Source organism: Myxococcus sp. CA005 (assembly GCF_006518205.1).
Lineage (GTDB): Bacteria > Myxococcota > Myxococcia > Myxococcales > Myxococcaceae > Myxococcus > Myxococcus xanthus.
In genome coordinates, this window is the sequence record NZ_SRLV01000022.1 from 100233 (window position 1) to 112072 (window position 11840).

Below are 11840 nucleotides of genomic sequence, written 5' to 3' on the forward strand. Positions count from 1 at the left end.
TTCGTTGTGAAGCTTGAAATGAAGACATCGCATTGGCTTCCGTCCCGCGTCCTGAGCCTGTTGCTCGGCGCACTGCTGTTCTCCGGCTGCATCAACCCTGTGAATGAGGGTGAGCGGCCCTGCCCCTGCACCGACGGCTGGACGTGCTGCCCCGACGCCAACGTCTGCGTGGCGGATGCCTCCCGGTGCGAACAACTCCGGCCGCCCAAACCGCCCGAGCCCACCGCCCCGTCCGCACCGCGCCAGGTGTCCGCGATGACGGACCCAGGCACGGTGACGCTCTCCTGGTTCGAGCCTGCGCAGAACGGCGGCAGCGCGATTACCGGCTACGACGTGGGCGTCGAACCTCTCGAGGACGGCATCCAGGTGCAGGTGGAGGGCACCACCGCGCGCGTCACCGGCCTGCGCGCCGGAGGCACCTACCGCTTCACCATCACCGCGCGCAACGCCGTGGGCGTGAGTCCCGTGGCGCGCGTGGACTCCGTGAACCTGCCGGATGTGCCCACCGCGCCGGTGGCGCTCGGGGTGGAGCGAGGCGACCGGCAGGTGCGTGTCACATGGAACGCCCCCGCGTCCGACGGTGGGCGCTCCGTTCTTCACTACGTGGTAACGGCCCACCCGAGCGGCGCGAGTGTCGCGACAGACAGCCCCGTGCGGACAACCACCGTGAGCGGGCTGACCAACGGCGTGGCCTCCACCTTCACCGTGCACGCGGTGAACGCCGTGGGCGCGGGCCCCGCGTCCGCCGAGTCCACCGCCGTGGTGCCCGCCGCCCAGCCCGGCACGCCCGTGTCCGTGGCCGCCTCGCCCGGTGTGCGCGAGGTGTCCGTCTCCTGGCAGCCGCCCGAGGACACCGGCGGTCTGCCTGTCTCCGGCTACGTGGTGACGGCCTCGCCCGGTGGCACCACGCACCAGGTGGAGGGCCTGGCCAGCGAAGCCACCTTCACGAACCTCCAGGACGACACCGAGTACACCTTCACCGTGTCCGCGCGAAACGACGTGGGCCAGGGACCTGACAGCAGCACGGCCTCCGCGCGAACGCATGCACCGCCGGGCGCGCCCGCCTCCGTCCAGGCCGAACCGGGAGTGCGCTCGCTCACCGTAGCGTGGGCGCCCCCCGTGTCCGACGGACGCTCACGCCTCACCGGCTACACCGTCATGGCTCAGCCGTCGGGCGTGCGCATCGAGGTGAGCGCGGACCAGCACGGCGCCGTGTTGGAGGACGTGCCCAGCACGAAGGCACAGACAATCTCGGTGGTGGCTCGCAACGCCGTAGGTGACAGCCCCGCGGCCACGGCGGGTGAGCCCGTGAAGTCGCAGCCCACGCCCGTGGAGGTCACCCGACTCGACACGCCGTCGGCGGTCCGTGGCTGCCAGCCGGTGACCTACACGCTGCGGCAGGTGGACGGGGAACGCGCGGACGTCCTGGTGGAGTTCGATGCCACGGGCAGTGGCGCCTTCACCCGCGCGACCCAAGCGGCGGACTCCTATTACGAACGCGCGTCCGGCCTGGTCTCGCTTTCGACCTCCACGCAGGGCACCGAACACACCTTCCGCTGGAACCGTCCCACGGACCTGCCAGGTACCGCGCCCGAGGCACGGCTCCGCATCACCGCCACCGTCCCTGGCACCGCCTCCGCGACGCGCACGCACACCGTGGCGCTGACCGCACCGGAGAGGCGCTGCGAGGTGAATCTGGACACGGGCCCCGTGCAGCGGGTGACCCAGGAAGTCGCGGGCATGTCCCATGGACTGGCGCTTGGCGACTTCAATCAAGACGGGAAGCTGGACCTCGCCGCCCGCCACGACAACAGCCCCGGGGTCACCTTCCTCCGCGGAATCGGCAACGGCGCGTTCGAGGCGGAGAACACCCCCCACCTCTCCGTGACGGCCGAGCACCTGGTCTCCGCGGACCTGGACCGGGACGGCGTGCTGGACCTGATTGCGGCGGAAGCCAACTACTGCCGATGCGTCTCCTTCTTGCGCGGGCAAGGAAACGGCGCGTTCGAGCAACCTGTCATCAACTACGTGCTGGACGCAGTCAGCCACTCCTCGACCTATGACATCACGCCTCCCGCCGTGCTGGACATAGACGGTGACGGCGCGCCTGAAGTCGTGGTGTCCCAGCGGGACAGCTTGCTCGTTCTTCGCCACACCGGCGGAGGCCGGCTGGCCGTGGCCTTTCGGGAGCCGTTCGCGCCCAGGGGCTCCGTTGTCACGGGGGACTTCGACCAGGATGGGCTGGTGGACCTGATGGTGGTGGGCCCCTCCCTCCATGGCTTCTATGGCAGAGGGCTCCTCACCTTCACCAAGGAGTTCCTGGGCACGCTTGACGGCCCCGTGCCCCATGCGGTGACCACGGACTTCAACGGTGATGGCCACCTCGACATCGTGGCCCTCGTGGTGGGGAACCGGGAGTCCTCCATCCACCTGCTGACAGGTGACGGCCACGGCCGCTTCACGGCGCCCGTGCGTCTGCACCAGCACACGTGGCACAGCTTCGGAAACCGGAGCCACCTCATCGCGGGGGACTTGGACGGGAATGGCACGCAGGACCTGGCCTATGTGCACGCGGACAGCGACACCCTCACCCTCCTCCAAGGAAGAGGAGATGGAACCTTCGAATCCAGGACGCTCGCCACGGGGATGAACCCCTCGTATCTGGTGGCGGCGGACTTCAACGGCAGCGGCAAGACGGACCTGGCGGTGCTCTCCGGCATGCACAACACCGTCCATGTCATCTGGGACCTGGAACTGCCCACGCGTCCGGACATCGGCTGGCTCTTCGCAACGGGGGACTTTGATGGCGATGGCCACACCGATGTGGCTTCACTCGTCGACGGCGGCGTCCAGGCCCACCTCACCCGAACGGGCGGTGGATTCGAGCACCGGGGCCCAGCTCCGGTTCCCCCGGGCATATGGAAGCTGCTGGCGGACCGCTTCGACTCCGGCCCGACAATGGACCTGCTCGCGATGAGTGCCACGAGCACGCCACCCAACCGCTCGCTGGTGCTGCTGCGCGGCAACGGGGACGGGACCTTCGCCGCGGCGGAGGAGCTTTCGCTAGAGGGAGTGACTTCGGGCGCCCTTTCGAGCCTGGTGGCCGCTGGCGATATCGATGGAGACGGGGACCTTGACCTGGCCGTGGCCACCAGGCGCGAAGATGGCGGGTTCTCCACCTATGACGTGCATCTCCTTCACAACCAGGGCGAGGGGCACTTCGTGGCTGCGGGCGTGCTCACCACCTACTCCACGTTGAGCCAGCTCGCATTGAAGGACCTGAACCGGGATGGGAGGGCGGACCTGGTCGTGCTGCGGAGAACCTACCCAAGCTTCGAGCTGGTCATGTTCGAGGGACGGGCGAACGGCACGATGGTCAAGGTACGAGAGTACACGCCATTGATCTCCACCTGCGCTCCCTCAGGACTGATGTTCGCGGACTTGAACCTCGATGAGCACATGGACATGGCCGTGACGTGCGCGGGGTCCGCCGCGGGCGGAGTGGTCCCGATGTTCGGCTCCAGCAACTTCGTGTTCTACGACCGCCAGTTCCTTCGAACGGGCGGCAGCGCGGCAGGGCTCACCGCGAGCGACCTGGATGGGGACGGTCTTCCCGAGCTCCTGGTCTCGACACCGGAACTCCGGGCCGTCTGTGTCCTGCCCTCGCAGTGGCACAGCGACTGGGGTTCCGCGCGTTGCTTCGGAACCCTGTACGCACCGCACGATGTGGTCCTGCTGGACGTCGACCACGATGGCGTCCCCGAGGTGCTCACCGGAGGAGGCTTCCTCAGCTCCGGCACCACGTTGATGCGCATCCGCTGACATGGAGCAACCAGCACCCCACAGCAGGGTGCTATCCTCATGCGCTCCACGGACATGACGGAGCGCCCCTCTCCCCCGCCCGAGCAGGACGACGACTACGGCATGTCCCTGCCGGCGCTGGTCGTCCTGCGCATCAGCATCGTGTTCATTGAGCTGTTCACCCGGCTCTTCGACGTCCTGGTGCTGCTGCGCAGGCCCCGGCTGCTTCCGCCCTACCTGGGCCTGTGGCTGCGCGAGGTGCGCGTCTCGCCCTACCGCCTGAAGCGCTCGTTCGAAACGACGCGAGTCCTCCAGACGAGCGGGCAGATTTTCAAGGAACTGATGTACGGCGAGATGCCAGTGCACACAGGGGTGTGGCTCTTCTGGAAGGCCGGGCTGGGCCGTGGCTCGCGGCTGGTGGACCTGGGCGCGGGGCGGGGCCGCACGCTGCTGGCCGCGCGCTGGCTGGGCGCGGAGGCTCGCGGCGTGGAGTTGATGCAGCACCACGTGGACCTGGCCCGAAAGTCCGTGGAGAAGGCAGGCGCGCAGCTCATCGTGGGCGACGCGACCCGCGCGGACCTCCAGGATGCCACGCATGTCTTCACCAACTGGACGGCGCTGACGCCGCGGACGCGGGCCCGGCTGGTGGAGCGCTTCCGCACCTGCCGCCCCGGCACGCGCGTCATCACCGTGACTCGGCCGGTGGAGGCCCCGGGCTTCACCGTCCTCTCCAAGCATCGGCTGCTCTTCACCTGGGGCCTGGAGCACGTCTGGATTCACGAGGTCCGCGACAGTGTCGTTGGAGATACAACCAATTGACGCGGCTTCCTGTGACGCAGGCTCCATGCCTACGCTCCGCGCCACGACGCCGGGCCGACTGGGCTCAAGGCCTTGGGCCCGGGCGTCCAGGAGCTGAATCACATGAAGGCATGGATGACGGTGGTGTCGCTGGCGGTGGTTCCCCTCGCCGTGGGTTGCACGTCGTCGCGCGAACTGACGCGGGCGCGCGTGGAGGCGAACACGCTGCGCAAGGACGCGGACACGCTGCGCGGGGAGAACGCGACGTTGAAGGAGCGCGTCAGCGAGCTGGAAGGGCAGCTCGCGAAGGTGCAGGAGGAGCGCGACACGCTGAAGGCCGCCGCGGAGAAGCCCCCGGAGCCCGTCGTCGCACCCGCCGCGGGCAAGAAGCGCAAGAAGTAGCGTCCGCGAGGCCACGCCGATGACCGTGACGCGCACCACGGCGGTCCATGTCCACGACGGCTTCGACGTGTACGTGGGCCGGGCCTTCCGCGCCTATGCGAAGCCGAGCCCGCTCAACCCGGTGCCCGGCCGCTTCGGCAACCCCTTCAAGCCCGGAGGCGTGCGCACTCCAGGCGCCATGCTGCGCACCTACTTCGCGCCGTGGCTGGGGACGCTTCCGGAGGCGGAGCAGGAACGCATCCGCCAGGAAGCCCTGCGCCGCATGGGGCCGGACGAAGACGCCTTCGACGCGTTCCGCTGGTACCTGGGGCTGCGCACCCGGCATGACGCGGACCACCGCGCCGCCGTGCTGATGTTGCGTGGCAAACGCCTGGGCTGCTGGTGCAAGCCCGGCCCCTGCCACGCGGACATCCTGGCGGAGTGGGTGGATGCGCAGCCGGATTAGGGAGCGCTATGTAGCGCCGCAATGCCCACCCTCATCCTCAGCGCGAAGGACCTCCGCAGCCTGTACACCGTCGAGCTCGGCCTCACCGCCGTCGAGCGGGCCTTCCGTGCCCACGGCCTCGGCGAGTCGCTGATGCCGCCCAAGGTGTACCTGTCCCTGCCCTCCTACGACGGCGACTTCCGCGCCATGCCCGCGTTCCTCGACGGCGCCGCTGGCGTGAAGTGGGTCAACGCCCATCCGCGCAACCCGGAGAAGCACGGCCTGCCCACCGTCCGCGCGCTCTACATCCTCAGCGACCCGGACACCGCCTCCCCGCTGGCCATCCTCGACGGCACCCTGCTCACCGCCTGGCGCACCGGCGCCGCGGGCGGCGTGGCCTCCAAGTTCCTCGCGAAGAAGCAGCCGCGCACCCTGGGCCTCGTCGGCTGCGGCGTGCAGGCCCGCGTGCTCATCGACTCGCACCGCGCCCTCTTCGGCGACAACCTGGAGCTCCTGCTCGCCGACACCTCCGAGGCCGCCGCCAAGGCGCTCCAGGCCGAGAAGGGCGGCCGCATCGTCAGCACCCAGGAAGCCTGCGGCGCCGACATCGTCTGCACCGCCACCCCCGCTCGCATCCCCGTGGTGAAGCGCGAGTGGTTCCAGCCCGGAGTCCACATCAACGCCATGGGCGCGGACGCCCCCGGCAAGCAGGAGCTGGATGCGCGCCTGCTCACCGAAGGCCGCGTCTTCATCGACGACACCGAGCAGGCCCTCCACTCCGGCGAGGTCAACGTGCCGCGGCATGACGGCCTCCTCCGCCCCGAGCAAATCGCCGGGACCCTGGGTGAAGTCGTCTCCGGCAAGAAGCCCGGCCGCACCCGCGCGACCGAAATCACCGTTTTCGACTCCACCGGCCTCGCGCTCCAGGACGTGGCCCTCGCTCGCGCCCTCTACGACGCCGCTCTGGCGCGAGGGCTCGGACAGTCCTTCGACATCATCGGAAACGGATGACCCAGTGGGTCCTCCCTACCCCGTACATCTTGTGACTCATTCGAAACCTGCAGGACTGGACAGTTCCAACAACACAGGAGTATTCCTTCAACCGCGCAGTCCGGGGGGGATGCTCTCAAAGCCGCAACAGCCACTCTGGGTGAAGCGCGGAGAGAGCGCTCGCCCAGCGCTGCCGTCGTGCGTCTGGAGCGCTCCTCCCGGAGGTCGCGCGAGGTGCCAATCCCGGCACCCGCCTCTCTTCGGAGACCTCAGATGGCTCACGTCCCCCGGCGTCCCTCCTGGCGCCACCTCCCCGCGCTCTTGCTGCGGCTGGTGGCGCTCGTCCCGCTCGTCGTCGCCCTTCCCTCAGCCGCGCAGACGCAGACGAACACCCAGTCCACGCAGCGGGCCATCAACTTCCTCAGCGCGGACGTGGTGCACTGGACGCAGGAGAACAACTGCGTGGCCTGCCACCGTCAGGGCGCGGTGGTGTACGGCCTGTCGAGCGCGCGCGCCAACGGCTACGACATGAACGCGGTCGTCGGTAACGGGCGCACCAACCTGGCCAACCTGGAGCTGCTGGCCCAGCGCATCCGCAATGACCAGCTCGCCAACGGCTCGTGGATTCACGAGGGCACCGCGTTCCGCTACGAGAAGACGTCCTTCTCCGTCTTCGGCCTGGCGGGCTACGACGAGAACGTCTCCACCCAGTACAGCAACGCGCTGGTGAACGCGGCCAACTGGGCGCTGACCACGCAGGAGCCCAGCGGCCGGTGGCCGAGCGACCACGCGCACTTCCCCGTGGACCACGGCAGCGTGTCCACCACCGCGCGCATCATGACGGGCATGGCCCAGGCGAAGCAGCGCGTGGACCCCGCGCGCGCCGCCACGTACCAGGCCGCGCTGGACCGCGCCGCCGCGTACCTGCGCGCCAACCTCAACAACAACGACACCAGCGCGCCCGGCAACGGCATGCCCTACACCTTCCAGGTGGCCTGGACGGTGCTGGGCCTCAAGGCCGCGGGCCCCGGCCTCAACGACGTCAACACCGGCGCCATCAACACCCTGGCCGAGCGGCTCATCACCCGCACGTCCCCCGGCAACGCGGGCTGGGGCAACCTGCCCAACGAGGAGTCCAACGACTTCGCCACCGGCAGCGCCATCTACGCGCTGTGCCTCGCGGGCCGTGAGCCCGCCACCGACCCGCGCCTGCGCAACGCGATTGAGTGGATGAAGACGCGGCAGTCGCCGGACGGCAGCTGGCGCACCGGCTCGGCCACCTTCGACATCCCCACCACCTTCGCGGCCCTGGGCCTGTCGTGCTTCGGTGACTTCAGCGTGCGCGTCTCCGTCGTCGGCGCGGAGCGGCAGGAACTGAGCATCGACAACCCGTCGCCGCAGCAGGCCATGTTCACCTTCACCGTGAAGAACCACGGCTATCAGGCGGACACGTACACGCTGAGCACCCAGGGCGGCCTGCCCGGGTGGACCGCGTCCGTGAGCCCCGTCACCCTCTTCCTGCCCGCGGGTGGCGAAGGCACCGTCACCGTCACCGTCAATGCGCCGCCCCGGCTGCTGCCCGCGCTCACCTCCGCGGTGACGCTCATCGCTTCGTCCGGCGGCGCGCCCGGCGTCACTGGCTCCGCGCGCGTGGCGGCATACACCCCGCCCCTGCCGCCCGTGACGGGCCTGCCCACCGTCACCACCATCGTGACGCCCGCGGCCAACGCCCGCGTCACCGTTGGCAACGGCACCCTGCTGTCGGCGCGCGTGACGAACGGGGGCGCCATCGTCCCGGGCCCGGCCCATGGCGTCGTCACCTTCTACGTCGCGGGCGTGCCCGTGGGCGCGGACGTGGACGCGGATGGCGACGGCATCTACGCCTTCAACTGGGTGCCCGCGGTGGACAGTTGGACCATCACCGGAGCGCAGGACTACCGCGCGGTGTACTCCGGCGTGGAGCGGCAGGCCCCGCTGGCCAACCTGCTGGGCAGCACGGCGTCGAGCACCCTCATCATCGACCCGTTCCCCCACCTGACGCCCATGGTCACCATCGGCAACCCGCCGGCCTTCACGCGGGAGACGGCGCTGGACATCTGGGGCTACGCCACGCCGCGCGCGCCGGGCGCCGTCATCACCTACGCCGCGTTCATCATCAACGGCGGCGCGCCCATCGTCCTCACGCCGGGCAACGGCGGCCTCATCCACACCTCCATCACCCTGGAAGAAGGCCCCAACATCATCCAGATGACCGCGCGAGACAGCTTCGGCGGCGTCACCACCAAGCAGGTCAACCTCACGGTGGACCGGGTGGCCCCCATCCTCACCATCCTGTCGCCCGCGGAGAACGCCGCGGTGAACACGCCGGTGGTGACGGTGCGCTCGTCCGTGCAGGACCAGACGCCCGTGCGCGTGGAGACGCAGTGGGTGAACAGCTCGCTCCTGGAGTTCGGCAACGGCACCGTGGAGCACCCGGTGAACGTCAGCTACGGCAACCAGGTCATCCTGGTGCGCGCCACCGACAGCGCCGGCAACGTCACCGAGAAGCTGCTGTACCTGTGGGTGGACGCGGGCACGCCCGTGGTGAGCACCAACTTCGCGGACGGCCAAATCTACGGCCCGCTGCCCAACGGCACCTTCCAGTACGCCATCAACGTGCAGACGGTCTCCGCCACCACGGTGCGCGTCAACGGAGGGGAGCCCTTCCACCTGCCTCGCGGCGGCGGCCAGATTCAGACGTCGGTGACGCTGGCCCCGGGCGTCAACACGCTGGGCATCTCCGTCATCAGCGAGACGGGCATGACGGCCAACCTCGTGCGCCGGGTGAACTACGACGTGCAGGCCCCCACGGCCACGCTGCTCAGCCCCACCGCGGGCAGCACCGTCAGCGGCACCATCACCGTGCGCGCACGCGTCACCGACAACTTCGGCCCGGTGACGAACGTGGGCTTCAGCCGCGACATGTCCGGCATCCGCGTGGGCACCCAGCAGTCGGATGGGACGTGGACGGCGCAGTTCGACACGCGGGAGATGGTGAACGGCGCGCACACCATCGACCTGTGGATGAACGACGGCGTGGGCAACTTCGCCGTGCAGAGCTTCAACATCGTCGTCAGCAACTGACGCGGTGAGCGCAGGGCCCACCCTGACATCCTGGGTGGGCTCCGGCGACGTGGAGCGCCGCGGCCAACACGTGCGAGGCCGCGGCGGCCCGCCAGCCCTACGATGCACGCCGCCTGGCGCTCCTCGCGGTAGGCGGCGCACCAACGGCCCGGTGCACGGACGCCCCGCCCCCGGCGGCAGCCCTCGAGCGGACACCTGCCACCTGTTTCAGTTTCAGGAGGGCAAGCGCCGCGCCAATCAGGAGCCGCCTGCCCGCCCCTCCCCATCAGGCATACGGCCCCGGACGCAAGCCGTTCCCAGGTCGGCGCGAGGCGGCGCGGGGCCCCGTCCCACGGCCGGGTGACGGCCAGCCCGGGGCCCCCGGCCCTTCCCGCCCGAAAGCAGCGCCTAACTTGGATCCGCGTGGGTGCCCGACACGCAGCCAACGGCCCTCCCGGCATGGACGGCGCCCACGGGCGGGGCGGATCCGTCCGGGCGCTGATGGGGCGCCTCACCGGCCCGGAGCAGCGCTTCTGGCTGCTCGTCGTCGCGGTGGGGCTCATCGCGGGGTTGGGCGCGGTGGCGCTACTCAAGGTGCTGCGCTTCACCCAGCAGCTCTTCTGGCGCAGCGCGGGCGAGGACTTCCTGGCCGGCGTCGCGGCGGCCCCCACGTGGCGCCGGGTGCTCATCCCGATTCTCGGCGGCGCGCTGGTGACGCTGCTGACGCTCATCGTCGGCCGGCCCATGCGGGGCCACGGCACCGCGGGCATCATCGAATCCATCTGGGTGAAGTCCGGCCGCCTGTCGCTGCCGCGCGCGCTGCTGCGGGGGCTGGTCTCCATCCTCGCCGTGGCGATGGGCGCGCCGCTGGGCCGCGAGGGCGCGCTGCTGTCCACCGGCGCGGCCAGTGGCTCGTCGCTGGCCCGCTGGCTGCGGCTGGGCCCCGGCCAGGCCCGCCTGCTGGTGGCCTGCGGCGCGTCCGCGGGCATGGCCTCCGCGTACAACGTCCCCATTGGCGCGGCCCTCTTCGGCCTGGAGGTGCTGCTGGGCAGCTTCGCGCTGGAGCTGTTCGGCCCCATCGTCGTCTCGTGCGTGGTGGCGACGCTCGTGTCACGCGGCCTCATCGCGGACCACCCCAGTTTCGTGATTCCCCACTACACGCTGCTGCACCCGCGCGAGCTAGTGCTGGCCATGCTGCTGGGCGTGGTGCTGGGCGTCGCGTCCGCCTTCTACGTGCGCGGCATCAACGTCATGTCGGACCTGTTGGACAGGGCCGCCGCGTGGCTGGCGCCCTTCCTACCCCTGATGTCCATGACGGTGGTGGGCGTGACGGCAGTGTGGCTGCCGCAGCTTCTGGGCAACGGCTATGACGCGGTGAACGGGGCGCTGCTCGGCAAGCTCTCCCTGGCCCACCTGCTGCTGCTTCCGCTGGCGAAGCTGGCCCTCACCGCCACCTGCGCCGGCGCCGGCGTGCCCGGCGGACTCTTCACCCCATCCCTCTTCTACGGCGGACTGCTGGGCGGCGCCTTTGGCATGCTCGCCGAATGGGTGCTGCCCGGCGGCGCGCCCAGCGGCGCCTACGCGCTGCTGGGCATGGGCGCGGTGCTGGCGGGCACCACGCACGCGTCGGTGTCCGCGGTGCTCCTCATCTTCGAGCTCACCGGCGACTACCCGCTGGTGCTGCCGCTGATGCTCAGCGCGGTGGTGTCCGCGGTCGTCAGCCAGCGCCTGGAGCCGGAGTCGCTGTACACCTCCGTGCTCAACCGCCGCAACGTGCGCGTCCCCGCCACCGTGCCGCACTGGCTGCGCCAGGAAGGCGCCCGCGCGCTGCTCAAGCCCGTGCACCAGCGCGTACCTCCGTCAGCGCCGCTCCAGCAGGTGCTCGCGTTCCTACTGGAGCAGCCCCTGGGCCAGGACCTCTACGTCACTGATGAGGCGGGCCGGTACCGGGGCGCGCTGGTGCTCGACCAGTTGAAGGGGCATCTGCCGGACCACTCACAGCTGCACGCCACCATCGCCGCGGACGTGATGGACATGCGCGTGCGCCCGATTACCCCGGGACTGTCCCTGAGCGAGGTCGCCGTCCGCTTCACGGAGACCTCCCTGGAGCGGCTCCCCGTCGTGGACGGAGAGCGGCGCCTGCTGGGCACAATCTCCAAGCAGGACGTGTTGAAGCAGGGGACCTTCTGAGGAACGCGGTGTGGAAGACAGACGGATGCTGCACGGACCGGCGCGCGCATGGAGCATCGTGCTCATAGGCATGCTGTGCCTGGTGCTGAGCGTCGTCCTGCTCCGCCGCCCACCGCCCGAAGTCCCTGATGTC

Annotated in this window: 7 protein-coding genes; all 7 read left to right on the plus strand. The window is 70.0% G+C overall.

Annotated elements, in window-relative coordinates:
- Window positions 1-18: 18 nt before the first annotated feature.
- The 7 genes from FMQ63_RS12630 (at window position 19) to FMQ63_RS12660 (ending at window position 11707) form a co-directional block, all read left to right on the plus strand.
- Window positions 19-3822, plus strand: a complete 3804-nt coding sequence (locus FMQ63_RS12630) for an FG-GAP-like repeat-containing protein (protein ID WP_011557365.1) — start codon at window positions 19-21, stop codon at window positions 3820-3822.
- 39 nt (window positions 3823-3861) lie between these two features.
- Window positions 3862-4620, plus strand: a complete 759-nt coding sequence (locus FMQ63_RS12635; RefSeq protein ID WP_020478621.1) for a class I SAM-dependent methyltransferase — start codon at window positions 3862-3864, stop codon at window positions 4618-4620.
- Between the two features lie 102 nt (window positions 4621-4722).
- Window positions 4723-5001, plus strand: a complete 279-nt coding sequence (locus tag FMQ63_RS12640) for a hypothetical protein (RefSeq protein ID WP_020480693.1) — start codon at window positions 4723-4725, stop codon at window positions 4999-5001.
- 19 nt (window positions 5002-5020) lie between these two features.
- Window positions 5021-5446 (plus strand): DUF4326 domain-containing protein, encoded by a 426-nt coding sequence (locus FMQ63_RS12645; RefSeq protein WP_011557369.1) that lies wholly within the window; start codon window positions 5021-5023, stop codon window positions 5444-5446.
- 21 nt (window positions 5447-5467) lie between these two features.
- A complete protein-coding gene (locus FMQ63_RS12650; RefSeq protein WP_011557370.1) occupies window positions 5468-6436 on the plus strand; it encodes an ornithine cyclodeaminase family protein in 969 nt (322 codons plus the stop codon).
- Between the two features lie 252 nt (window positions 6437-6688).
- Window positions 6689-9538, plus strand: a complete 2850-nt coding sequence (locus FMQ63_RS12655) for an Ig-like domain-containing protein (RefSeq protein ID WP_225909660.1) — start codon at window positions 6689-6691, stop codon at window positions 9536-9538.
- A 438-nt stretch (window positions 9539-9976) separates the two neighbouring features.
- The gene (locus FMQ63_RS12660; RefSeq protein WP_216609315.1) at window positions 9977-11707 is read left to right on the plus strand and encodes a chloride channel protein; all 1731 of its coding nucleotides are present in this window, start codon (window positions 9977-9979) and stop codon (window positions 11705-11707) included.
- Window positions 11708-11840 lie beyond the last annotated feature (133 nt).